The following is a 22,187-nucleotide window of genomic DNA, read 5'->3' as shown; positions in this document are numbered from 1 at the left end:
CTTACCACCTACAATTCATCTATCCTGATAAAAATACCCGGGATCTCTGCCCAGAATTTTTCACATATCAAACTTGCCACTTGTGAATCATCTTTCCAAAAGCCCACGTCTGTCATGCAGTCTTGCAGCAACTTTTGAGCATTGTCTAAATCTGGCTTAGTATCTTTGTATTGTCCGTCTGTCTTTCCATCTATCAGAGGATAGCACCACTTCACATATACTCTCAGAGGACCTGACAGCCTCTCTAAAGGTTTGTGTTCCCACAGATAACCTGTTAGCTTACTTCTTGCCTTCTTAAGCTCTACAGGCTCATAGAAGGCCTTATTTTTAAAGTTAATCTGCTTTTCTTGATGGGTAGCAGTTGGTGGCTTCATTGCCATAAAAAACTCAATCATTTTTACACCTGACCTTTCACTTCAAATCTCCAAGGTATTCTCCAGCTAACTATCCAACTGTTCTTAGACATCAAGTTATCATCATAATTCATTCTTACGTGAGTATCTATAAAAACATGCTCATTAAAACTTTTATATATTCTAACGTACCTTTTTCCCTTTTCTCTAAAAACAACCTCTACTGGTTTTCCCTTTAAAAAAGCACCACCTATAAATCTTAAAAATTCTTCTTTCTTCGTCATGCTTACACTTCCTTAAAATCTATTATTAGTTAATTTTCATTATCTTTTAAATTTCTTTGCAGGACAATTTCGCTTTAGTCTTTAGGCGACCGTGAAGAGTTATGTAGGGCGGTAGCTTACGCCCTACTAATCTTTCACAGTCTAAGACACTTTTGTGTCACGTGACAGAAAAATATATATATTATATATATGTTTTTGCCGTCCCACCGTGCCAATAACTGAATTTAAGTTTTTGTCACGGTAATTGCGACATACTGCGACAAAAACTGTTTTTTCTGTTTTTGTCCTACTGTGCCTATTAGGACAAATTTAGTTTTTGTCATCACAATCACTATCTGGTTTTCTTTCAATTAAATCTGGTTTTGCTGCTCCAGTTCTTATTGAATTAAACCCGCCATGTTCTTTTATTCGTCTCCAAACTGTCCTAGGTGATACACCCATTTCATCTGCCAAATCATTTATTGTAATCTCTTCTTTGTCCATTTCTAAACTTGAAAAAGCAATTTCCAAGGCATTAATTCTTTCTTCTTGCTTCTTTTCCTTAGGCTTTCTAGACTCTATGCCTTTTTGCCAAGGAGCCTTTTCAGACTCTGGCATAGTATCTTTTAAAACACCTGAATCATCTATTCTGTGTATTGGGTAATCAAACCATACATTTACTGGGTCAAAGCCAGCAAATTCTCTAAGAGTACCTTCTATTCTCCAGGCTGTCTTCTGTCCTGCAGCTCTCATTACACCATCTATCCTTCTTTCAAGGTCTATAAATTGCGTCTTAGTAAGAGCCTTGTTAGCATGTGCCAACATCTGCACCCTACTCAAGGTATCGTCTAATCCAACATTTTCTTCAAAATAGTCTGGATTTAAATTTTCTATAGCAAGACTGATATAGCTAGCAGCTGCTCTTTCCTTTTCATGCTTTACAAGTTCGTCGGGGAGTGATAACTCTGTTAAGTCAATCAGAGCATCTGGGTCTCTTGCAAATACCCCTGAACCACTGGCCCTATCCATAGATCTCTTAGAACCTTGATAGCCCTTTGAATGATGGTGACAATAAATGACTGCACTGCCTAAATCCGTACAAACTCTATCAAATTGATTGCAAAAATGAGCCATCTGATCTGCTGAGTTTTCATCACCTGTAATAACCTTATATATAGGATCTATTATTATAGCCGTATAATTCTTCTTGTGGGCCCTTCTGATTAGTTTAGGCGCTAACTTATCCATAGGTACTGACTTACCCCTTAGATTCCATATATCTATGTTTTTTAGGTTGTTAGGCTCTATCTCCATAGCTGAGTAAACATCTTTAAATCTATGCAAGCATGAGGCCCTGTCAAGTTCTAAATTTACATACATAATCTTTCCCTGCTCACACTTCCAACCCATCCATTTGTCACCTTCTGCAATGGCCACACATAGCTCGATAAGTGCATATGACTTACCGGCCTTAGAAGGGCCTGCCATTAGCATTTTATGACCCTGTCTAAGTATTCCATGTATTAGAGGTGGAGCTAGTGGCGGAAGGTCATTAAAGAAGTTTTCCAGGCTTTCAGGATCTGGCAAATCATCATTTACACCCTCTATCCATTCAAACCATTCATTCCAATTAGACTTGCCAATATTTACATCTATTAAGAATTGCTTCCTACCATTTCTTGTAACACCTGGCATTCTGCTAAGCCTTGAAGGATTTTTGTTCTGTTCATCCACCTCAAGGCCATTTTTCTTACAAACTGAGTAAAGATAATCCACTCTTTTTCTATATTCATCATAGCTTGATGCATCAACCTTCACTATAGAATGAATAGATTTTTTCCCTGAAAACACCATACATGCTATTGGTAACTCTAACTCTCTCATGATGGCATTTTGCTTTTCCAATTCCATTGAGTCTGACTCAACAAGTGCATATTTATATTCAGTCACATTGTCATTCTTACAGCCCTTGCCGTCTAATGGATTAAATCTAATCCATGCGCCTGCCTCTTCTTTGTAGTCGCCAAGAACTGCACCTATATCGCCATTGCATTTACTAAGAGCTTCTATAAGCTCTCCTGCGGTCCTATCCCAGCTGCCCTTAGTTGGTAGATACTTATCATCTTTGTTCCAAGTCTCTGTAACATAGCCAACATTTTCAGATACATCAAATAATGTTTCTAAATATCTGATTAAGTCATTTACAGGGTCCCAGTTTTTGGGCTCTTCGATCTCTTTTCCTTCAACCCAAGTTTGATCGACCACTACCAAATCATCTTTGATTTCATCATCCCAGTCTAGTTCGTGTCCACCTGATTTCATAGGAATATAACCCCTATCAACTGCCATTTGATATATGGTGCCACCAGTAACTGGCGTCCTGGTTCCGTTAAAGCTAGTCCATTTAGTAAAACACTCACCAAGTCTATATCTACTATCTGCCTTACTCCACTTATCCCAGTCTGAGGCTGCATATCCTTCTTCTTTCAAGGCCATACCTACATTTACCCACTCTTGATAAGTTAGCTCATCAGGTCTTATATATTCAATTAACTCTAATAAATTAGAATGGTACTGCCTCATTTCCTACCTCACTTCTAACAGGCTTATAATCTTTAGGGGAAATATCTCTAGGTATTTTCCACCCATTACCTGCAATTCTATCAATTAATTTTCTAGCACTGTCAAATTCCCATGTACCTACATTTTTAAATCCTCTTTGTTCTAAAAACCTAATCTGTTTAGGTGTTGTAAGGCCCGCATCTCTTCTTGCTGATAACCTGTCAAGAAGTAACTTAGCCTTACCTGCATTATCTATTTCATCAGGCATTATTCCAAGCTTTTCAAGAGTTTTTACCTGCTTATCAGAAGGCGGACTCATTTCCCAACCAAATGCTGGTACATAACTTGATAAATCTTCTGCATGTATAGACATTTCAAATTGTAGAGGATCTACTAATTTCCTCTTACGTTTTCTCATTTCTTCAAGCTGCTTAGCTAGGGCTTCTTCTCTTTGCAGTATTACTTCTTCTTCACCCATCTTTTCAACTTCCATAATATCTTCAGGGCAGCCAGACTCTTCAATAATTTTAGTCATAGCCTTAGCAACTTCTTCATTTTGTGCTATCAAAGAAGCAGGATGGCACAGCTCGTGTTTTTCTGTATGCCACAAAAAGTCAAGTACTAATAAATTTTCTTTTCCTGGGTGTAACCTTGTTCCACGACCTACCATCTGACTATATAATGATCTAACCTTAGTTGGCCTTAAAACGATTACACAGTCTACAGATGGACAATCCCAGCCCTCAGTCAGTAACATTGAGTTACAAAGAACATTGTATCTATCATTCTCAAAATCTTCCAAGACCTGGGCCCTGTTGTCTGAATCTCCATTGACTTCTGCTGCCTTAAATCCTTTTTCTTGAAGTATTCTTGTAAACTTTTGAGATGTTTTAATTAGTGGTAAAAACACAACTGTTTTTCTATCCTTACAATACTTTAGCATTTCATCTGCTATCTGCTCTAGATATGGATCAAGTGCAGTTCCAATTTCACTTGCCTTAAAGTCACCGGCTTGTTGACTTACTCCAGTCAAATCAAGTTTAAGTGGAATAGTCAAAGCCTTTATAGGCGACAGGTAGCCTTCCTTAATAGCTTTGGGTAATGTATACTCATAAGCCAGACTTTCAAAGTATGAGCCTAGGTTCTTCATATCGCCTCTATCAGGCGTTGCTGTAACTCCTAATACTTTTGCCTTATCAAAGTAACTCAAGACCCTTTGATAGCCGTCTGATATGCAGTGATGGGCTTCATCTATAACTATTGTATTAAAATAGTCTTTATCAAACTTGTTAAGCCTTTTTTCCCTCATCAAAGATTGAACTGACCCAGCTGTTATTCTATAAAAGCTACCTAGACAAGTATTTTCTGCTTTTTCAACTGCACATCTAAGGCCAGTTGCTTTATCTAGCTTATCGGCTGCCTGTTCTAAAAGTTCTCCTCTATGAGCTAATACTAAAACCCTATCGCCATTTTTTACTCTATCTTCAATGATCTTGCTAAAAACTATTGTCTTTCCACACCCTGTTGGTAAAACAAGGAGTGTCTTAAGCACTCCCTGATTCCATTCATTTAATACTGCACTTTTAGATTCTTCTTGATACGGTCTTAGTTTCATAACTAAAACGCTCCTGGTGTAAACGTTGGTGCAGCATCTTCTTTAGGCTCATAGAATTTCTTAATCTCGTTTGATTGCATTTTATCTCCACTGTTAGAGACCCAGTCTCTAATTCCAACCTTACACCTTCCCTTAGCTCCAATAACTAGATTCCAGTTCATCTTAAGTGGCTGGCCCTTTTTCTTTTGCCCTATTGATGTAAAGAATTCAGATAGAAATCCTTCTGTCCTCTGGTGCAGTAGTAGGCTATGCTGAATAATATTCACACCCTCTGGTATCTCTATTTTTATTTTAAGAATTGCCTTGTTGCATGGCGGCATTTTTTCGCTGCCATTATGTCTAGCTCTTTCAAAATAAATTACTTCAAAATCATAATCTCCCACTGGTAGGAGTACAAACTCGGGACCTTCTTTACTTATCTCGTCATCCCATCCTAATTCTCTTTCATTCATTAAATCTGCCATTATCTTCTCCTTATCTTGTCTGTATTTTTTTGAGGGGAACTAGTCCCCTCACTGAACTACTATGATATAATTGTTACTCCGTCGATATCTTTTAAGTTTATTTCTAAATACTTCTTGATATTTAGCATTGCCTCATTTCTCCAAGCTCCACCGTCTGCCTCAAATAAAGCACAAGTTGGACCTGACTGCATTCTAAATACAAACTGACTCTCTGGCTGTTCTACTTCAATAAAAGTTCTTCTTGGAACAAGAACTACTGGATTAGGTATTTTAACATCTTCTACAGTTGCTACACCTGTTTTGATTGTTGCAGCTTGACTGATTCCATCATCACCAATGCTCTGAATAGTTTCTTCCTTAATATTTCCAACTACCTTTAGCAGTACTTCTTTATGCACATTTTCAATAAAGGCACTCTGTAGAAGAATATTAAAAGACTCTGTATCATAGTAGTGGTCAAAATCTATTCTAGGAGTTAAAGCCCTTGCAAATGCAACTTTTCTTCTCTTACCATCAATATCTAAACCTCTTTCTACTGATATTTCAGTAGGCGACTTTACAACAACTAATAAGTTTTCTAAATGCTCTTTATCCACATTAGATTTTATGTAGTCTACCAATCCACTCAATGTTGAAATATGTAAGCAGTCAAGATCTACATTTTCATCTATTCTACTTAAGGACTTATTTGTGTAATAAACTCCATCAACTTCTATGACATCTACTCTGTCTTCACCTAATTCAACCATATACTCTAGTGCTTCTTTTAAATTTTCCATCATTTCTTTATCATCTCTTTTAATTATTTAGCTAATAAGTCTACAACTTTTCTATTTTCCTTTTCAGTAGCATCTAAAATTTCATTCATGCTAACCTGTCCTTTCACCTGGTTGTTATATTCTTTTGCAACAACCTTGCCACTATGGAAGTCCTTTTCAACAATCATCATAGTTGGCTCTGATGTTGGTGGCGCAAGTGTAGTTTTAATTGATGGCGTAAATTCCACCATTCCCTCTGTTTTTGTAGGCTTAAATTTAAGCGTTATTGTTATCTGCCTAGTCTTTCCTTCGTCTACATTAGGGTCCTTAATATTATCAAAAACCCTCTGTAGTTCATAATTAACCTGTTCTGCTAAAACTCCACCCTGTAAATCATCTAGTTTAATATTTGCCATTTTTACATTCCCCCTTTAATCATTGTATATACTTGTTCCCACGCTCCAACCAAAACACCTTGTATAAAGCCTTCGTCGTAATTTTCTATAGGTGTACCAGCTGGATAATATCCTCTACTTGATACAACATTTTGTATCTGCTCAATAGTCACATTATTAGCCACCATAAGGTCATTTAATTCTTTATTACTAACCAACCTCACAGGATCTTGCCTTATTTCTTCTTTTGTTTCTTCACTAAATGGCGTAGCTTGGTTAGATTCTACAAAACTTATTTGTTCTGTTTTATTTTCTGTCTTTGTTTCTTCTGTTGGCTTTAATGCAGTTTCATCAGCCTTAGGCTCACTTGCTACAAGATCTTCTTTTTTAGATTCCTTAGGAGCCATTATTGATGCTACCCTATAGTCTTTTTCAAATATATGCGCTATTTCCTTGTAATCAAAGTCCAGTTTGTCTGCTAGGCCTTTTCTATTCTTAGCATCCCATGATGGCGTGTGAGTTGTATACATAACTCTCCTGCCGCCCTGGGCCTTATTCTTGCCCTTAACAGCCCCTTGGTTATCAACATTTACAACATGAGTTTCATAGTTGGCAAAAAGTATCATGTCGGCCCATTCTTTTAAGAGTGGGGCTGTCTTCTTTTGTAGTTTGAGTTCCCACCTATCATAAGCACCCAGCTCGTCTGGTTGTTCAAATTTATTAATCTTAGCATGCGCACATATAACAACATTTATTCCTAAGTCAATAAACTCTTGTAAGCTATTTAAAAAGCGTCCAAACTCTTCTTCTAAGTAAGCGTAGCCCTTGCCCCAGCCTAGACCTTCTATTCCATCTATCTGAAATTTATCGCATATATCTTTACTTATCAGTCTTTCAGTCCAGTCTGCTGTATCTATGACAAGCGTTCTAAATGTCATAGGTCTTGCAGTTTTTATTCTTGCTATCATATCTTTTAGCATTGAATAGCTGGTAGGTGTTGGAGTCCTGGTAACGTCTAGATCGTTTGTTCCTTCTTCAACATCTATGAATATTGTTGAAGGAAATTGGGAAGCAAATGTTGATTTTCCAATTCCTTCTGTGCCATATATGACAACTCTTTGCGCCTTTTCAACTTTTCCACTTGATATACCTGGTATCATTAGAATTCACCTGCCTTCCATTTTGGCTTTTCTTCTTCTATTTCTTCATTTTCTTGACCAACCACATATCCATCTTCTATGATTATGCTGCATTCATCCCCCTTAGAAACTCTAGTAGCTATTACCTGAAGACCTTCTTTTTCGAGCCAACTTCCAAAGTCTTTTAATGTGTCTAGATCCATCTGTTCAAGCTTATCCATCAATACAAAGCCACACTTAGGATTTAGCTTTCTTACAATCGCTGTAGATACTTTTAGCTGGTCTGCACCACTCATAGAATCCCATTTAAATCCCTTATAAATAAGCTCTCCATCTTCCACAGACAGTCCTTCTAGTGGTAAGTTTGCATTATCAAGCAACTCTCTTTTTTGCTCTCTTATATTAGTAATTTCTGTAGTTAATCTACTGTATTGATCTCTATATTCCTGGGCATCTTCTTCAGCTTTTTCCTTAGATAAATTCGCTCTAATCTTTTCATTAGTCTGCTCTATGTTTTCTATGCTTGCTTCAAGCTCTGCAGTAGATTCATCTTGCAACTCTTCTACTGTTTTCTTAGCAAGCTCAATTTGCTCAGCCCTGGTATTGATACGACTTCCAAGCTCACTTTTTTCATTTAGCAACTCTTCGATTTTAGCAGTAATTTGGTCATACTTTTCCTGATCTAATAGCTGGTTAGTCTCTAGCTCCCTAAGGTTTCTTCTGTGTGTTTGATTCTGACCATTCTTAGCAAGTATCTCTTGCTGCTTTTTGATTAGATCACTAGCTGAAATTATTTCATCTGGAACATCTGGATAATATATTTGTTCCTTAGCATACTTCTCTTTTTGGTCCGCTATCTGACCTATTGCGTGCCTCTGGTTATATGCTTCTCTTTCTTTTCCTTCTAACTCTGCTAGCTTATCGCCTACACCAATAATCTGAAGCAATGTAGTTGCTTTTTCTTTGCTAGTTTGATTCATAAACTTGGGAAGATTTAAGGCCAGTTCTTCCACAAAACTATCTAGTAACTGCTGCCCTGCTTTTTCACCTCTAGGATCTATGACTTTTAAGTCTGAGTTTTTACCTTTCCTTTCAACCACAAGACCATTACTCATAGTTATTTTAAGATTAGGTGGAATCACTGACCCTTCCCTTGTAGCATTTGATGGTTTGTATCGATTTCCACCTAGGGCCCAAGTAATTGCATCTAACACCGAAGTTTTCCCCTGATTGTTATTACCACCTATAATTGTTAGGCCAGTATCAGAAGGCTTTAATCTCACTGCCTTAACTCTCTTGACATTTTCTATTTCTAATTTATTAATTTTTATTTGTTCCATTTGCCTCTACCTCTCATAACCATCACAAACATCTTCTATCACCACATGTTGGTTTGCAAAATCTATCATCCTATTAATCACAGTGTGTTTATTTAGGTCAGTAGCTTCTGCTATACTCTCTATGATTTCCATAGACTCTTCACTGATTCTAATTGTCCTCGTACTACCGTCTTTTATCTTTTTTCTTGTTCTAAATATCAACTTATCCATTTGATTCTCCTCAACATTTCTGATATAATTAAGTTGATTAACTTAACTAATTTCTTTTAAAGCGATTGACTGATTTCCGATTATTAGTCGTCGCTTTCTTCGTATTGCCACCCCAGATAATCATCTGATCTTAGATACTCTTGGTAATCTAAGTAGTCTTTCAGGTCATCTATTCCTAAATCTTCAGCTCTCAACTCAATCACCCCCCCTAATCTTCATATTTAATTGCATCTAGCAACTCAATACACTCTTTTAGGCTCTTCTTCGTAAAATCTACTGCTTTTCGAACAAGCCCAGTGTCGTCACCACCCTGTGCCATCAGTAGCATAATTGGGATGCCAGTTTGCATGATACTCTCAAGCGATCCAGCAACACCAGCTAGAATGCACAATATATCACCTTCATCAACTAATTTCTTATTTAATTCTTTGTTAATATCTTTAATTCCATTTGCTATTTTCATTTTTTACCTTCCTTTACTTAAATCTTATATATTTTGCCATCTTGTCCAGGCCATCTTGGTGTACTCTAGCCCTATCAGTAGGGCGTATCCTATAGCCCCTAGAAAATCATCTATTGCTTTCATTTCTTATTACCTCAATTCTCTTCTAGTATTTTTACATTGAATGGATCTGTAACATCTTTCCCCACGCACCATTCCTTGAAATCTTCTAAATCTTGTTCCCTACACTTCAACTTACCAAGCTTCATAAACTTTAAAAGCCCAGCCTTTTTATAGCTATACACTGTATTTTTATTAACTTTTAAATGCATGGCCACTTCTGTTACTGTTAGTAATTCTTTCACTTTAAAACCCCCTTAACATATATTTTTTATCTCCTTGTGCTATAATTTAGGTATCAGCAATGCTGAAATTTATAGAAAGGAGCCCAATAAATCATGCGTTTAACTGGATCCGTTATTAAAGAACAGGGAGTAACTTTTGCAATAGTTCTTGTTAAAAATTCTCTTTTCAATAGTACTTCAAGTAAAATTGAAGAATATAGAAAGAGTTTAATCCCTGTTTTTGGCCCAATACCAATAGTATTCGCCTCTCAAGACAGTAGAGGCACTTTTAAGTACCATGGCCGAAAAGATATCGTAAATTTTTTAGCTAATATTGACCCTTCTAGAATCCCCTGGAAGGAATACACAATAAACTAAAATTTTAAAGTATCTGTAATTTGAGAGATTGATATTATTTCGCTCTCAGTAAGCTTTAAGGGCTTTGTGTTAGTCGCAATAACATGAAGCTCTTCTCTTATTCCTTTTAACTCTCTTAAAATCTCTTTTAGCAATCTGTACACCTCTCATCACCCCCCTTATTGTTGATTGTGTCTTATTAATCTACCTATGCTATAATTAACTTATCAGCATTGCTGAAATTTATAGAAAGGAGAATTTTTTTATGGCTAATACAAAGCAAACTAGCAAGAAAGTTGCTTCAACAGCCAGCAAAATACTAAAAGATGGTAGATACAGCTCATCATCTAAATCAGTAGCTGGCAGTGCATTGTCACAAACTAAATCCTCTAATAAGAGTAAATAGCTACTCTAAATAAAGAGGTTCGGCAGTTAATACAAAATCTGTATTAATCAATATGATTTTCCCTTCCTCTTTTATTCGCAACATTTCTCCGAGGTGGGGGAATTCATATCTGTCGACAATATCAACATTTTCAAAAATTTCTCCCGTTGCTAAGCATAGTTTTTTTAATTTCATCTCTCATCACCTCCTTACTGTTGGTTATGTTCTTTTTCACCTAATCTCTGGTATAATGTTTTTAGAGAGGAGGTGAAAATATGAAAAAATTCATTAAATCTGTAACTATATTCGTTGAACCTGATAGCTCAGGAACAGATGCAATAATGGATGAAACAATTAAATCCTTATATAATGTTGCTGAAAATACGAATTTAATTGTAGATATCCAAGTTTCTGCTGTAATGAAAGCTGTTACCTTAAAAAGTCATACACTTTGTTATTCAGTTACGGCTTTATACTATCAAGAAGTTTAGAATTTAATCTATTTGCCATAATATCTATGTCATTTTCGTTGGATATACGACTCCCATAGATTTTACAGGTTAAATTGCAAGACTCCGTATTACTCGCAATAATATGGAGTTCTTTTCTTATTCCTTTTAACTCTTTTAAAATCTCTTTTAGCAATCTGTACATCTCTCACCACCCCCCTTATTGTTGATTGTGTTCTTTTTTTCGCACTTATGCGATTTCTTTTGCAAAAAAAATATTCACAATATCTTCATTTTCCAGATGCAATACTTTTGTTATCTTTTCAACATCCGACACCGTAAAAGATACCTGCCCCTCCAAACGCCTATACAAGCTTGAATAATCTAAATCTATGCTCTTTGCAAAAGTCGTCATGTTCATTCCCTGTTCAGCGATTTTCCCCTTCAGTTTATTTACTGCTATCATTTAATTCACCTCCTTTTTCGCATTTATGCGATTTGCTAATTATAGAATACATTAAGTATAATCATATGTCAATAGTTATTTTGCTAAAATGCGAATAAATATTTTTAATTTGATTTTTTGTATTGCATTTATGCAAACTTTGTACTATAATAACCTCAAAGGCAGGTGATATAAATGGGAATTTCTAAGAGAATAAAAAATAGGAGACAAGAGTTAGGAATGTCAGTTGAAGAGTTAGCTGATATACTTAATAAAAATAAAGCAACAATATATAGATACGAAAATGGAGATATAGGTAAAGTTCCATATGATATACTTGAACCTTTATCAGAAGCTTTAGACGTAAGCATAGGGTATTTATTGGGTAGTGAGGATGCTATAAAAGAAAATAGACCTCTTCCTGAAAACCTTAAACCTATAACTAAGGTTAATAGGATTCCCATTGTAGGGTCTATTGCAGCAGGAAAGCCCATATTAGCTACTGAGAATATAGATTCTTATCTTATATTAAATCAAGAATATAAGGCCGATTTTGCACTTAGCATAAGAGGTGATTCAATGATAGATGTTGGTATAAATGACGGAGATTTAGCACTTATAATTAAAGATAGGCCTATCATAAATGGTGATATATATGCGGTATTAGTGGATGGTGATGCCACATTAAAGAAAGTATACAAGAATGATGATTACCTCACTCTACAGCCTTGTAATAGTAAATATGAACCTTTAATGGTTAAAGAGGAAGACAATCCATATATTATTGGTAAGTTATCCGGGATAGTTAGAAAATATTAGGCTATAATTTTTTATTTATATATTTTTTGAGTAAATGGAGGTAAATTATGTTCGTAAAAAATGGTTACAAAGTAATAAAGATATTGTCTAATAACGAGCTGATCATAAATTATGGGATAGATGACGGTGCAAAAATTGCCCAAAAAGTAAGAATTTACATCCCAGGTGAAGAAATAATAGATCCAAAAACTGAGTTCGTATTAGGTACACTCGATACAATAAAAGATGAGTTAGAGATTTACGAGACCTTCGACCAGTTCTCAATATGCCGAAAAGTACAAAGACAAAAAAGAAATGTTCTAACACCTTTTGCTGTTGATTTTGTTAGCGAATTAGTAAGCTATGATCAAATCAACGTGAACGAGTCGGAAATATCACCAGTAGATAGACCAGCTAAATCGCCTATTTGTGTAGGAGATTTAGTAAAAATTATTGCCTAATACATATTTGTTTGGTATAATAGAATTAATTAAATGACCACGGATGTTCTCAGTAGGAGAAGTACCGTAAGGATGCACCAGATTAATTTTATTAATCTGGTGTCTTTCATTTTAGAAAGGATTACTATGTTTACATATGACAAGCCGTTCCTTGATAAGAGGGCAATGTTTAAAAAACTAAGGTATGAAAAAAATTTAATAATAAATAATGAGGACTTCGCAGACGAGGTAATAAGGAAATTATCATATTATGATTTGGTAAATGGTAGCAAAGAAGTTTTTATAGATAAATGTCCTGACGGAAAGGAAATATTTAAGCCCAACACAACTATAGAAGATTTGTACAACTTTTACATCATAAATGATGAGTTTCAGAATATTATTGTCAGAAGGTTGTTCATGGTTGAGACCCTTTTCAAAAATGAACTAGCATATATTTTGGCTAGAGAGTTTGGGGTCGATACAAAAGATTATCTAGATAAAATGAAATACAGAAAAAGTATTAAAACTAAGAGGCAAAAAATAAAAGTTGCAGATATATTAGACAAAATATATAAAAATATCCGAAAAATGGGATATCCTACAAAACATTATTTAGCCAAACATAACCATATACCACCATGGATATTACTTAAAAACGTTGAATTTCATGCTGCCATACAGCTTTATGAAGCTTTGAATAATACTGAAAAAGATTATGTTTCAGAACGACTCATCAGTAGCAGCGTAAAAGATAAAGCAGGTATAATAAAAAACATGCTAACTATTTCCAGACTGTACAGAAATGAAATTGTACATAACTACAAATTTCTAACATACAAGGACCATGTAAATGTCTCAGTAACAGGTATTAGCACGATTGTACCTTCAGAAATGCTTGTCCCTAAAAGCAATGGGAAAGATGTTTACACTGTTATTCTTTGTATATTGATACTACTTGATTCGGATAGGTTAAGACTTTCATTTATAAATGATATAGTTACCTTCACAGAACAGGCTAATTTATATAATGAATCACTAAAGTCTATATATGCTACCTATTTCGATTTGCTAGATTTACCAAATGATTTTGTTAATAAAATACACTGGTATAGAAATTACCTTGTTAATAAGAATGCAAGTACTGATGAAACTATAATACAGGCTAATATAAATTCAAAAATATATCACCTACCAGGTGGTAAATATTATGGTAAAATTCATAAGGATAATATATTGATTTTCAAATCTGAAACAGAAGCAATAGAGGCAGGATACAGAAAATCAAAAAGATAAACAAAAAAGAAGTAGCTAAATCTTGGCGGACTCACTACTTCTTATACACACAAAAGCACACTATAAGTGTGTCCTTTTATAATATAATTATACATCAGGAAAGGAGAAATTACAATGGCAGAAGTAAATACTAGAAAGCGTGGCAGCAACTGGGAATATCGATTTGAAATAGCTTCAGTTGGTGGCAAAAGAAAGCAAAAGTCTAAAGGTGGCTTTAGGACTAAAAAGGAAGCACTAGAAGCTGGCACTAAGGCCCTTAATGAGTATAATAATACTGGGCTTACATTTACAGCATCAGATATGTCAATATCAGATTATATGGATCTATGGTTTGAAGAATACTGCAAGCTAAACTATAAGTACAATACTTTACTTAGCTATAGGGGACATATAGAACACCACATAAAGCCGGCATTGGGTGAGTATAAATTATCAGCACTAAACCCTACAGCCGTACAAATGTTTGTTAATAACTTTAAAATAAGGGGCTACTCAAAGTCACATACCGTTGGAATATTTACGACACTATCCAGTGCCCTTGATTATGCCATAGAGCCACTAAAACTAATTCAATTTAACCCTGCGTCGCCCGTTAAAATACCTCGATTTGAGCCAAGAGATTCTATAAGATACGTTATAAGCGTAAAAGACTTTAAAAGGATACTGGATAAATTTCCACCAGGCCACCCTTTTTACATACCAACCATACTAGGATATATGGCAGGATTAAGGAAGTCAGAAGCCTATGGCGTATCATGGGATGATATTGATTTTAAAAATAAGACATTGCATATCAATAAGTCGGTATATAAAAGGTATGCTGATATGACACGCCAAACAAAAGGCTTTGGGTGGTTTATAGGTACGCCCAAAACATATAAATCTGATAGGATAGTAAAGCTTGATGACTGGACTATTAGTGAGCTTAAAAAGGAAAAAATAAGACAGCAAGAAAATAGGTTATTTTATGGTAAATATTACACAACTTTATATAAAAGAGTTGAAAAAGATGATGCCGGAAATGATATTTACAAGATAATTGAGTCTGTTATACCGCTGGATCTCCCCCCACTAAACCTTGTATGTGTTAGGGAAAATGGGGTGTATTGTGACTCGGATACAGAAAAATATTATTCTAAGGTCATTAGAAATAATTTGAAGATTAAATTCAACTTTCACAGCCTAAGGCATACACACGCTACTATACTAATGGAAAACGGAGCTAATCCAGTGGATGTTGCCGAAAGGTTAGGGCATACAAACATTGAACAAACATTTGCTTATTCCCATAATACTCTAAAGATGCAGGCACAAAGTATAGATATACTAGAAGACGTGGTCAAATTATAAAAACTTGTCCACGGATAAAATAACCGTGGACAAATGGTGGACAAAGTGTATAAACTAAGCCCTTATAATCATTGAAAATAGCTTTATCGCTTGGTTAGAAGTGTCACACTTTCAACATGAACACTATGAGGGAACAAGTCTACAGGCTGGACCTTCTCACACCTATAACCCCTATCCACCAAATACCTCAGGTCCCTGGCCAGGGTACTTGGGTTACAGCTTACATAGACTACCCTATCAGGCGCCATCTCGACTATGGTATCCAGGACCCTTTCATCGCAGCCCTTCCTAGGTGGGTCCACTACGACTACATTGGCTCTCTTGCCCTCCTTGTAGATTTCAGGAACTACCTCTTCTGCCTTACCTACAAAGAACTCTAGGTTGTCCATACCGTTTAGCCTTGCGTTTAGTCTGGCATCCTTGATTGCATCTTCAACTATTTCTACCCCATAGACAAATTCTGCCTTTTGGGCTAGGAATAGGGATATAGTCCCTATTCCACAATAGATATCAAAGACCCTGTCCCCCTCTTTTAGGTCTGCATATTCCAAGGCCTTATTGTAAAGGACCTCTGTCTGAATTGGGTTTACCTGGAAGAATGACAGTGGTGATATTTCAAACTTTAGGTCGCCTATATTGTCTACTATTTTACCATTTCCATACTTGTTTATATTCTTTAATCCCAGGATTACATTGGTCTTGTCCTTGTTTATATTTACCACCAGGCTGGTAAAACCTTCTACCTGGTCCTTTAGGCTTTCTATAAGCCTGTCTAAGCCCTTAAACCTATCCTCTGTAGCTACTAGGACTACCATTACCTGGCCACTTGTAAAGCCTACCTTGGTTACTATATGCCTTAGTAGTCCCTTGTGGCTTTTTTCATCGTATATGCTGATATTTTCTTCTTCTATGTACTTCCTTATAATGTCTATAATAAGGTCATTTTTTTCATCCTGGATAAGGCACTTGTCTATATCAATGATATCGTGGCTCTTCTTCCTATAAAAGCCTATCTTCACTTTTCCATCTTCCTTCTGGACTGGGAATTGGGCCTTGTTCCTGTACCTATATGGAACCTCCATACCTATTGTATCAAATACCTGTACATCTTCTAAGCCACCTATCCTCTTTAAATCTTCCTTGACCATATTAGTCTTCAGGTCTAGCTGCTTTTGGTAGTCTAGCTCCTGGATCTGACATCCACCACAGCTTGAGTATTTGGGGTTACAGGCCCTGTCTACCCTGTATGGTGACCTTTCCTTTATCTTAGAGACTACTCCTTCTGCATATTTTTTCTTGGACTTCTTGATCTTGACATCAACAACCTCACCCAATAGTGCCCCGTCTACAAAGACGGTGAAGCCCTCATGCTTGCCTATGCCAACACCATTTTGTCCTATATCTACTATCTTACATTCGTATTTTTTGCCTTTTTCTAACATCTTTTATCCTTCTCAACACTTATTTATCTTTTATTCAACCTTATCAGGCTTTTTCTAGCTTTTTTAAAATTTATCTATAAATCAGCTTAGCAAATATTTGCTTAAGCTAGGTCTAATCGTTCCTTTAAAATAATTATATACTACACCCCATTATACCACATAGTCACCTTTTAAGGATAAAAAATAGGCCGTATGCCCATTTCATATGAATCTGGTATACGACCTAAATTATATTATTTATTTAGTTAATACTACTGTTCTCTACTAACAGCACCACTGGCTGGCTCTACCTTTATCATTTGTCCGTCCTTTATCTTCTTTGTGATACCTTCTACGGATACTATTACTGGTATGCCTAGGTTGATTCCTGCTATGGCAGCATGTGAAGTCATACCACCAGTCTCAGTTACTACTGCTGATGCCTTTTCCATGTACTTCAACATATCTCTGTCAGTACCAAGTGTAACTAGGACATCTCCTTCATTGAATTCCTTGTCTTCTCCTGGCATAATTACCTTGGCTGATCCTTCTACACAAACCTTACCAATACCAACACCCCTACCTAGGAATTCGCCAATTACAGCAACCTTTACTAGGTTAGTTTTTCCTGTCTTACCTACTGGTACGCCTGCTGTGATTACAACTACATCGCCAGGATTTACTATTCCTGCCTTCTTAGCTACTTCTACTGATTCATCCATTACCTCATCAGTACTTTCAGCAAACTTAGAAATTAGAGGGTATGTACCCCATAATAGGGATAGCTTTCTTCTAACTCTTTCATTCTGAGTTGCCGCTATGATCGGAGACTTAGGTCTGAACTTAGATACCATCCTAGTTGTATAACCAGATGAGGTACAAGTTATGATAGCCCTAGCACCAAGGTCCATTGCTGTTGTACAAGTAGCATGGCTGATAGCGTCTGTTACAGTTATTTCGTCTATGTCTATATTGTATTTAATCTTGTAGTCAAGAGTTTCTTCTGTTCTCAAGGCTATTCTGTTCATTGTCTTTACAGCCTCTACTGGGTACTTACCGGCAGCTGTTTCTCCAGAAAGCATTATAGCGTCAGTACCATCATAGATGGCATTGGCCACGTCTGTTACCTCTGCTCTTGTAGGTCTAGGGTTTCTAATCATTGAGTCAAGCATCTGAGTAGCTGTGATTACTGGCTTGGCTACCTCATTACACTTCTTGATGATCATCTTCTGGACAATAGGTACCTCTTCACTTGGAATTTCAACACCCATGTCTCCTCTGGCCACCATTATACCATCTGAAACCTGGATGATTGAGTCTATATTATCTACACCCTCCTGGCTCTCTATCTTAGATATGATGTGGATGTCAGGTGCATTATTTTCTTCTAGTACCTTTCTAATTTCAAGTACGTCAGAAGCCTTTCTAACAAATGATGCTGCTATAAAGTCTATACCCTGTTCTATACCAAACTTGATATCCTCTATATCCTTTTCTGTGATTGCTGGTAGGTTGATTGAAACACCTGGAAGGTTTACACCCTTTCTTGATGATACCTTTCCTGAGTTTGCCACTACTGTATGTATGTCATTACCCTTAATTTCTTCAATTTTTAGGCCTACTAGACCGTCATCGATTAGGATTGTATCTCCAACCTTAACATCGTCTATCATACCCTTGTATGATACACTACATCTCTGGCTGTTACCAATACAGTCGTCCATACTTACTACAAACTTTGCACCCTCTTCAAGGACTACTGGCTCTTCAAATTCACCAGTTCTAATTTCTGGACCCTTAGTGTCTAGAAGGATTGCCACTGGCTGGTCTAATTCTTCTCTTACCCTCTTTGTCCTATCCATTCTCTCCTTGTGTTCTTCGTGTGAACCATGTGAGAAATTGAACCTACAAACATTTAGTCCATTTTCAATTAATTCCTTTAGAACCTGGTCTGAATCAGTTGAAGGTCCCATTGTACAAACAATTTTTGTCTTTTTACATCTTACCATAATTTAATCACTCCTATAACTTTGTACGGCTTGGCCTTAGCCTGCCAAATTATAAATTATAAACTAAGTCACCAGCTCAGTCTTTATGTCAACAAGATACAAGCCCTATATAGACAGTATCTTTGCCATTTCATACATATCTTCATCAAAAGTCTTCTTCATTGAAAGAGCTTCATCTATATCCATGTCTATTATCTTATTGTCCTTTATACCGACAACCCTGCCAGACTTACCTTCTATTAGTAATTCTACTGCCTTATTGCCCAGTTTACTAGCCAGGATCCTATCAAAGGCTGATGGAGAACCACCCCTCTGAACATGGCCTAGAACTGTTATCCTAACATCTGCCTTGTCTTCTATTGTAAGGGCAGACCTAAGGCCTAGGGCTCCACCCTCTATATTTTCAGCACCCTCTGCTAGAACTATGATACTGTGCTTCTTACCCCTCTTCTGAGTTGTCTTAAGCTTTTTAACTATATCCTCTGTACTTGTATTCATTTCAGGTACTATTATAGACTCTGCACCACCTGCTATACCAGCAAATAGGGCAAGGTCTCCACAATGTCTACCCATTACCTCTATAATATTCACCCTGTCATGTGATGATGACGTATCTCTTAGCTTACCTATAGCATCTATGACTGTATTTGTTGCAGTATCAAAGCCTATAGTATAATCAGTATAGGCAAGGTCATTGTCTATAGTTCCTGGTATACCTATAGTGTGTACTCCTAACTGGCTTAGCTTGTTAGCTCCTGTAAAAGACCCATCTCCACCTATTACCACTAAGCTTTCAACACCAAATTCTTCCAATATTTTTACAGCCTTGGCCCTACCTTCTTCTGTCCTAAACTCATCACATCTTGATGACTTTAATACTGTACCACCCTTCTGGATGATATCACCTACTGAAGAAAGGTCCATTTCTCTAAAGTCCTTTTCCAAAAGACCTGCATAACCTCTTTCGATTCCGTATACCTTGTAGCCATAATATATGGCAGTTCTAACAACAGCTCTAATGGCTGCGTTCATACCTGGAGCATCTCCTCCACTAGTCAAAATACCAATAGCCTTCATACATTACCTCCTGATTTTTACCTTTTACCATTTAACTTACCATAATTAAATATATATCTATAATATCACTCATATTAAAAATTTACCTATAATACCTATTTTCAAAATACCACTTATTTATGATTTGAAACAGGTTATGGACTTTTTTAGTCCCTATATTGCGTTTTTTATCCCACAATGTATAAAAAAATAATGGGTATTATCCACTTACATATTATACCACACTTTTTTAAATTCATAAATAATTTTTGCGTAAGATTAGATTTTTTTAGAATTTTATATATATTTCTATATATTTTTCAAAAAGACTTGCTAAATAGCCTAATTTATCTTATAATATTATGGTGTTAAACTAATCGGATTAGGTTAACAAATCGCTAGTTGTAGGGAGGTGAAACAGATGTCAGAAGTTAGAGTAAGAGAAAACGAATCATTAGATAGTGCACTTAGAAGATTCAAGAGACAGTGTGCTATGTCTGGCATAATGTCAGAAGTTAGAAAAAGAGAACACTATGACAAGCCTAGTGTTAAGCGTAAGAAAAAAGCAGAAGCTGCTAGAAGAAAAAACGCTAAAAGATAGTTAATTAAAAAGAGGTGAAAGGGAATGTCCCTTAAAGAAAAACTGCAGGAAGACCTAAAGTCTTCTATGAAAAACAAGGATAAAGTCAAAAAGTCTGTTGTTACACTTATCAGGGCTGCTATTAAACAGCATGAAGTTGATAACCGTGTTGAGCTAGCTGATGATGCTATCATCGATATCATATCAAAGCAGCTTAAGCAAAGAAAGGATTCACTTGCGGAATTCGTCAAGGCTAACAGGGATGATTTGGTTGAAGAAACAAAATCTGAAATACAAGTTTTAGAAGGATACCTACCTCAACAATTAAGCGAAGAAGAACTTGAGAAGATCGTAATCGAAACTATAGCTGAAGTTGGTGCTACATCAATGAAGGATATGGGCAAGATTATGGCTGCTATCAAGCCTAAGACTGCTGGACGTGCAGACGGCAGAAAGATAAACGAACTTGTTAAGAAGAATTTGTAAAAACTTAGTGTAAGCTAACTAAAAGACTATGCATCTTGTATGTATAGTCTTTTTTGCGTCTATATCACTTGATGTAAACTTCCGTTAAAGGTATGGGTGACTTTTTTGGATATACCTTAGATCTAATTGGTTGAATATAGGAATATATAATAATATTTTAAGAGCAGCTATCCATCTAGCCGTCATTTTTATTTTCTTACTTTCTATATTTCTAAAACTTTTCATGTAAATAAAAATAGGCTGTGCCCAGCCTATTTTTATTAAACAATTTATATGTGTTGATATGGAAGCTAAAGATTGATTAAATCTTTAATTTTGATACGATAATCAGTATCAAGTAACTTTAGTTTACCATAGGTCCTTATAAAAATCAAGTAGATTTTATATTTTTTTTAGATATTTTTCTATTGACCAAACCTCTACCCTAGTATGGTATTCACCATTTTCACCACAGGCATCTATTAGGTCATTCTCCTTGAAATAATCAATCAAGCCCTTATCCAATAACCTTCCCTCATAGGACCTGTCAAGATAATCCTCATTTACTTTCACTATCCTTGCCTCTAGGCCTGAATTTATGAATTCATCTAGAATATTCTCCCTTTTCTCGTATTCTAGGGGGTGGATGCAGCCTATATTTGCCTTTCTACACCTGGCCCTATTCCAATTTAGGTGGCCTTCTATATCAATATCACCAAAAATACAGGCCTGGGCACCTAGGTCTTTACTTGTCTTTAAGGCCTCTTCAAATTGGACCTCATAGTCCTCTAGGCCTGCCCTTGTAAATATTACCTTGCAAGCAAGTATCTGGCCTACATCCTCGAAATACCTATATTCTAGATTATGGGTCCAAGACAAGTCTTGTCCCTTTTTTGTAGAAACAATTAGGGCAACTAAGTCGTTGCCCTGGTCTAACATCCTCTTTATTGCTAATGTGGAGTCTTTACCACCACTAAATGACGCTGAAAATTTCATATACCTTCACCTACTAAATATTTTCTATCTGCCAATCTATAGGCTCTTGTCCCATAGATTCTAGAATCTGGTTTACCCTGGCAAAATGTCCACACCCGAAAAAGCCCCTATGTGCTGAAAGTGGACTTGGATGGGGGGCCTCTAGTATATGGTGCCTCGATCCATCTATAAGCTTCTTTTTAGACCTTGCATTTGCCCCCCATAGTACAAATATTACAGGCTCCTCTCTTTGATTTAGGTAGGATATTATATTGT

Annotated in this window: 28 protein-coding genes and 1 pseudogene; 9 read left to right on the top strand and 20 right to left on the bottom strand. The window is 36.2% G+C overall.

Annotation, left to right across the window (positions count from 1 at the left end):
- Positions 1-8: 8 nt before the first annotated feature.
- The 12 genes from ACW6OJ_RS00910 to ACW6OJ_RS00855 form a co-directional block, all read right to left on the bottom strand.
- Positions 9-395, bottom strand: a complete 387-nt coding sequence (locus tag ACW6OJ_RS00910; protein WP_456095503.1) for a RusA family crossover junction endodeoxyribonuclease — start codon at positions 393-395, stop codon at positions 9-11.
- A gap of 2 nt (positions 396-397) precedes the next feature.
- Positions 398-637: a hypothetical protein gene (locus tag ACW6OJ_RS00905; RefSeq protein WP_456095502.1), complete on the bottom strand. Its 240-nt coding sequence runs from the start codon at positions 635-637 to the stop codon at positions 398-400.
- 309 nt (positions 638-946) lie between these two features.
- On the bottom strand, positions 947-3,199 hold the full coding sequence (locus tag ACW6OJ_RS00900) for an AAA family ATPase (RefSeq protein WP_456095501.1): 2,253 nt from the start codon (positions 3,197-3,199) through the stop codon (positions 947-949).
- Complete coding sequence (locus ACW6OJ_RS00895; protein ID WP_456095500.1) at positions 3,180-4,793, bottom strand: DEAD/DEAH box helicase; 1,614 nt, start codon at positions 4,791-4,793, stop codon at positions 3,180-3,182. Before ACW6OJ_RS00895 ends, ACW6OJ_RS00900 begins: the two co-directional genes overlap by 20 nt.
- A 2-nt stretch (positions 4,794-4,795) precedes the next feature.
- Complete coding sequence (locus tag ACW6OJ_RS00890; RefSeq protein WP_456095499.1) at positions 4,796-5,257, bottom strand: hypothetical protein; 462 nt, start codon at positions 5,255-5,257, stop codon at positions 4,796-4,798.
- Between the two features lie 59 nt (positions 5,258-5,316).
- Positions 5,317-6,039 (bottom strand): hypothetical protein, encoded by a 723-nt coding sequence (locus tag ACW6OJ_RS00885; protein WP_456095498.1) that lies wholly within the window; start codon positions 6,037-6,039, stop codon positions 5,317-5,319.
- 20 nt (positions 6,040-6,059) lie between these two features.
- Positions 6,060-6,431: a hypothetical protein gene (locus ACW6OJ_RS00880; protein ID WP_456095497.1), complete on the bottom strand. Its 372-nt coding sequence runs from the start codon at positions 6,429-6,431 to the stop codon at positions 6,060-6,062.
- Between the two features lie 2 nt (positions 6,432-6,433).
- Positions 6,434-7,570: an ATP-binding protein gene (locus tag ACW6OJ_RS00875; RefSeq protein WP_456095496.1), complete on the bottom strand. Its 1,137-nt coding sequence runs from the start codon at positions 7,568-7,570 to the stop codon at positions 6,434-6,436.
- The gene (locus ACW6OJ_RS00870; RefSeq protein ID WP_456095495.1) at positions 7,570-8,889 is read right to left on the bottom strand and encodes an AAA family ATPase; all 1,320 of its coding nucleotides are present in this window, start codon (positions 8,887-8,889) and stop codon (positions 7,570-7,572) included. The genes ACW6OJ_RS00875 and ACW6OJ_RS00870 overlap by 1 nt, the downstream gene beginning before the upstream one ends.
- Positions 8,890-8,895: 6 nt before the next feature.
- Positions 8,896-9,099: a hypothetical protein gene (locus ACW6OJ_RS00865; RefSeq protein WP_456095494.1), complete on the bottom strand. Its 204-nt coding sequence runs from the start codon at positions 9,097-9,099 to the stop codon at positions 8,896-8,898.
- Positions 9,100-9,307: 208 nt separating this feature from the next.
- Positions 9,308-9,562, bottom strand: coding sequence for a hypothetical protein (locus ACW6OJ_RS00860; RefSeq protein WP_456095493.1), 255 nt, complete (start codon positions 9,560-9,562; stop codon positions 9,308-9,310).
- Between the two features lie 134 nt (positions 9,563-9,696).
- Positions 9,697-9,906, bottom strand: coding sequence for a helix-turn-helix domain-containing protein (locus ACW6OJ_RS00855; protein WP_456095492.1), 210 nt, complete (start codon positions 9,904-9,906; stop codon positions 9,697-9,699).
- A gap of 93 nt (positions 9,907-9,999) precedes the next feature.
- Here ACW6OJ_RS00855 and ACW6OJ_RS00850 point away from each other — a divergent pair, with 93 nt between their 5' ends.
- Complete coding sequence (locus ACW6OJ_RS00850; protein ID WP_456095491.1) at positions 10,000-10,263, top strand: hypothetical protein; 264 nt, start codon at positions 10,000-10,002, stop codon at positions 10,261-10,263.
- Here ACW6OJ_RS00850 and ACW6OJ_RS00845 read toward each other — a convergent pair.
- Positions 10,260-10,406: a hypothetical protein gene (locus tag ACW6OJ_RS00845; protein WP_456095490.1), complete on the bottom strand. Its 147-nt coding sequence runs from the start codon at positions 10,404-10,406 to the stop codon at positions 10,260-10,262. The genes ACW6OJ_RS00850 and ACW6OJ_RS00845 overlap by 4 nt on opposite strands.
- Positions 10,407-10,507: 101 nt before the next feature.
- Here ACW6OJ_RS00845 and ACW6OJ_RS00840 point away from each other — a divergent pair, with 101 nt between their 5' ends.
- Entirely contained in the window at positions 10,508-10,648 is a 141-nt protein-coding gene (locus tag ACW6OJ_RS00840) for a hypothetical protein (protein ID WP_456095489.1), read from the top strand.
- On the opposite strand, the gene ACW6OJ_RS00835 is transcribed toward ACW6OJ_RS00840, so the two are convergent.
- Positions 10,649-10,822, bottom strand: a complete 174-nt coding sequence (locus ACW6OJ_RS00835; RefSeq protein ID WP_456095488.1) for a hypothetical protein — start codon at positions 10,820-10,822, stop codon at positions 10,649-10,651. It abuts the gene before it with no gap.
- A gap of 80 nt (positions 10,823-10,902) precedes the next feature.
- On the opposite strand from ACW6OJ_RS00835, the gene ACW6OJ_RS00830 reads away from it, so the two are divergent.
- The gene (locus tag ACW6OJ_RS00830; protein WP_456095487.1) at positions 10,903-11,118 is read left to right on the top strand and encodes a hypothetical protein; all 216 of its coding nucleotides are present in this window, start codon (positions 10,903-10,905) and stop codon (positions 11,116-11,118) included.
- Positions 11,119-11,326: 208 nt separating this feature from the next.
- Here ACW6OJ_RS00830 and ACW6OJ_RS00825 read toward each other — a convergent pair whose 3' ends face one another.
- The gene (locus tag ACW6OJ_RS00825; protein ID WP_304195310.1) at positions 11,327-11,542 is read right to left on the bottom strand and encodes a DUF739 family protein; all 216 of its coding nucleotides are present in this window, start codon (positions 11,540-11,542) and stop codon (positions 11,327-11,329) included.
- Positions 11,543-11,716: 174 nt separating this feature from the next.
- Here ACW6OJ_RS00825 and ACW6OJ_RS00820 point away from each other — a divergent pair, with 174 nt between their 5' ends.
- The 4 genes from ACW6OJ_RS00820 (at position 11,717) to ACW6OJ_RS00805 (ending at position 15,405) form a co-directional block, all read left to right on the top strand.
- Positions 11,717-12,340: a LexA family protein gene (locus ACW6OJ_RS00820; protein WP_456095486.1), complete on the top strand. Its 624-nt coding sequence runs from the start codon at positions 11,717-11,719 to the stop codon at positions 12,338-12,340.
- Positions 12,341-12,387: 47 nt separating this feature from the next.
- Entirely contained in the window at positions 12,388-12,780 is a 393-nt protein-coding gene (locus ACW6OJ_RS00815) for a hypothetical protein (protein ID WP_456095485.1), read from the top strand.
- 126 nt (positions 12,781-12,906) lie between these two features.
- On the top strand, positions 12,907-14,055 hold the full coding sequence (locus ACW6OJ_RS00810) for an Abi family protein (RefSeq protein WP_456095484.1): 1,149 nt from the start codon (positions 12,907-12,909) through the stop codon (positions 14,053-14,055).
- Positions 14,056-14,169: 114 nt separating this feature from the next.
- Positions 14,170-15,405 carry a site-specific integrase gene (locus ACW6OJ_RS00805; RefSeq protein ID WP_456095483.1) on the top strand — a complete coding sequence of 412 codons (1,236 nt, stop codon included), beginning with the start codon at positions 14,170-14,172 and terminating at the stop codon, positions 15,403-15,405.
- A gap of 83 nt (positions 15,406-15,488) precedes the next feature.
- Here the strand turns inward: ACW6OJ_RS00805 and rlmD are convergent, their stop codons facing one another.
- The 3 genes from rlmD to pfkA all read right to left on the bottom strand — a co-directional run bounded on the left by rlmD (position 15,489) and on the right by pfkA (position 19,912).
- On the bottom strand, positions 15,489-16,847 hold the full coding sequence (gene rlmD / locus ACW6OJ_RS00800) for a 23S rRNA (uracil(1939)-C(5))-methyltransferase RlmD (protein WP_456095482.1): 1,359 nt from the start codon (positions 16,845-16,847) through the stop codon (positions 15,489-15,491).
- 251 nt (positions 16,848-17,098) lie between these two features.
- Positions 17,099-18,835 (bottom strand): pyruvate kinase, encoded by a 1,737-nt coding sequence (gene pyk / locus ACW6OJ_RS00795; RefSeq protein WP_455105084.1) that lies wholly within the window; start codon positions 18,833-18,835, stop codon positions 17,099-17,101.
- A gap of 105 nt (positions 18,836-18,940) precedes the next feature.
- The gene (gene pfkA, locus ACW6OJ_RS00790; protein ID WP_293700763.1) at positions 18,941-19,912 is read right to left on the bottom strand and encodes a 6-phosphofructokinase; all 972 of its coding nucleotides are present in this window, start codon (positions 19,910-19,912) and stop codon (positions 18,941-18,943) included.
- Between the two features lie 400 nt (positions 19,913-20,312).
- On the opposite strand from pfkA, the gene rpsU reads away from it, so the two are divergent.
- Together rpsU and ACW6OJ_RS00780 are read left to right on the top strand one after the other, a co-directional pair.
- Positions 20,313-20,492 (top strand): 30S ribosomal protein S21, encoded by a 180-nt coding sequence (gene rpsU / locus ACW6OJ_RS00785; protein ID WP_002844447.1) that lies wholly within the window; start codon positions 20,313-20,315, stop codon positions 20,490-20,492.
- A gap of 24 nt (positions 20,493-20,516) precedes the next feature.
- Positions 20,517-20,957, top strand: coding sequence for a GatB/YqeY domain-containing protein (locus ACW6OJ_RS00780; protein ID WP_293700766.1), 441 nt, complete (start codon positions 20,517-20,519; stop codon positions 20,955-20,957).
- 381 nt (positions 20,958-21,338) lie between these two features.
- Here ACW6OJ_RS00780 and ACW6OJ_RS00775 read toward each other — a convergent pair whose 3' ends face one another.
- Both ACW6OJ_RS00775 and ACW6OJ_RS00770 read right to left on the bottom strand, forming a co-directional pair.
- Positions 21,339-21,932 carry a Dph6-related ATP pyrophosphatase gene (locus ACW6OJ_RS00775; RefSeq protein ID WP_455105083.1) on the bottom strand — a complete coding sequence of 198 codons (594 nt, stop codon included), beginning with the start codon at positions 21,930-21,932 and terminating at the stop codon, positions 21,339-21,341.
- A 13-nt stretch (positions 21,933-21,945) separates the two neighbouring features.
- Positions 21,946-22,187: pseudogene (locus ACW6OJ_RS00770) on the bottom strand (uracil-DNA glycosylase); the annotation flags it as partial.

It is taken from the genome of Peptostreptococcus sp. (assembly GCF_977045075.1).
Note: the sequence above shows the minus strand (reverse complement) of the source record. Positions and strands in the feature narration are given on the sequence as shown.

What these genes read in the sequence shown, in the direction of transcription:
- ACW6OJ_RS00890 (WP_456095499.1), bottom strand. Translation starts at nt 5,257, where the DNA reads ATGGCAGATTTAATGAATGAAAGAGAATTAGGATGGGATGACGAGATA.
- rlmD (WP_456095482.1), bottom strand. Translation starts at nt 16,847, where the DNA reads ATGTTAGAAAAAGGCAAAAAATACGAATGTAAGATAGTAGATATAGGA.
- pyk (WP_455105084.1), bottom strand. Translation starts at nt 18,835, where the DNA reads ATGGTAAGATGTAAAAAGACAAAAATTGTTTGTACAATGGGACCTTCA.
- ACW6OJ_RS00815 (WP_456095485.1), top strand. Translation starts at nt 12,388, where the DNA reads ATGTTCGTAAAAAATGGTTACAAAGTAATAAAGATATTGTCTAATAAC.
- ACW6OJ_RS00820 (WP_456095486.1), top strand. Translation starts at nt 11,717, where the DNA reads ATGGGAATTTCTAAGAGAATAAAAAATAGGAGACAAGAGTTAGGAATG.
- ACW6OJ_RS00780 (WP_293700766.1), top strand. Translation starts at nt 20,517, where the DNA reads ATGTCCCTTAAAGAAAAACTGCAGGAAGACCTAAAGTCTTCTATGAAA.
- ACW6OJ_RS00850 (WP_456095491.1), top strand. Translation starts at nt 10,000, where the DNA reads ATGCGTTTAACTGGATCCGTTATTAAAGAACAGGGAGTAACTTTTGCA.
- ACW6OJ_RS00885 (WP_456095498.1), bottom strand. Translation starts at nt 6,039, where the DNA reads ATGATGGAAAATTTAAAAGAAGCACTAGAGTATATGGTTGAATTAGGT.
- ACW6OJ_RS00805 (WP_456095483.1), top strand. Translation starts at nt 14,170, where the DNA reads ATGGCAGAAGTAAATACTAGAAAGCGTGGCAGCAACTGGGAATATCGA.
- ACW6OJ_RS00810 (WP_456095484.1), top strand. Translation starts at nt 12,907, where the DNA reads ATGTTTACATATGACAAGCCGTTCCTTGATAAGAGGGCAATGTTTAAA.
- ACW6OJ_RS00830 (WP_456095487.1), top strand. Translation starts at nt 10,903, where the DNA reads ATGAAAAAATTCATTAAATCTGTAACTATATTCGTTGAACCTGATAGC.
- pfkA (WP_293700763.1), bottom strand. Translation starts at nt 19,912, where the DNA reads ATGAAGGCTATTGGTATTTTGACTAGTGGAGGAGATGCTCCAGGTATG.
- ACW6OJ_RS00900 (WP_456095501.1), bottom strand. Translation starts at nt 3,199, where the DNA reads ATGAGGCAGTACCATTCTAATTTATTAGAGTTAATTGAATATATAAGA.
- ACW6OJ_RS00840 (WP_456095489.1), top strand. Translation starts at nt 10,508, where the DNA reads ATGGCTAATACAAAGCAAACTAGCAAGAAAGTTGCTTCAACAGCCAGC.
- ACW6OJ_RS00895 (WP_456095500.1), bottom strand. Translation starts at nt 4,793, where the DNA reads ATGAAACTAAGACCGTATCAAGAAGAATCTAAAAGTGCAGTATTAAAT.
- ACW6OJ_RS00875 (WP_456095496.1), bottom strand. Translation starts at nt 7,570, where the DNA reads ATGATACCAGGTATATCAAGTGGAAAAGTTGAAAAGGCGCAAAGAGTT.
- ACW6OJ_RS00775 (WP_455105083.1), bottom strand. Translation starts at nt 21,932, where the DNA reads ATGAAATTTTCAGCGTCATTTAGTGGTGGTAAAGACTCCACATTAGCA.
- rpsU (WP_002844447.1), top strand. Translation starts at nt 20,313, where the DNA reads ATGTCAGAAGTTAGAGTAAGAGAAAACGAATCATTAGATAGTGCACTT.
- ACW6OJ_RS00880 (WP_456095497.1), bottom strand. Translation starts at nt 6,431, where the DNA reads ATGGCAAATATTAAACTAGATGATTTACAGGGTGGAGTTTTAGCAGAA.
- ACW6OJ_RS00865 (WP_456095494.1), bottom strand. Translation starts at nt 9,099, where the DNA reads ATGGATAAGTTGATATTTAGAACAAGAAAAAAGATAAAAGACGGTAGT.
- ACW6OJ_RS00870 (WP_456095495.1), bottom strand. Translation starts at nt 8,889, where the DNA reads ATGGAACAAATAAAAATTAATAAATTAGAAATAGAAAATGTCAAGAGA.
- ACW6OJ_RS00860 (WP_456095493.1), bottom strand. Translation starts at nt 9,562, where the DNA reads ATGAAAATAGCAAATGGAATTAAAGATATTAACAAAGAATTAAATAAG.
- ACW6OJ_RS00835 (WP_456095488.1), bottom strand. Translation starts at nt 10,822, where the DNA reads ATGAAATTAAAAAAACTATGCTTAGCAACGGGAGAAATTTTTGAAAAT.
- ACW6OJ_RS00905 (WP_456095502.1), bottom strand. Translation starts at nt 637, where the DNA reads ATGACGAAGAAAGAAGAATTTTTAAGATTTATAGGTGGTGCTTTTTTA.
- ACW6OJ_RS00910 (WP_456095503.1), bottom strand. Translation starts at nt 395, where the DNA reads ATGATTGAGTTTTTTATGGCAATGAAGCCACCAACTGCTACCCATCAA.
- ACW6OJ_RS00825 (WP_304195310.1), bottom strand. Translation starts at nt 11,542, where the DNA reads ATGATAGCAGTAAATAAACTGAAGGGGAAAATCGCTGAACAGGGAATG.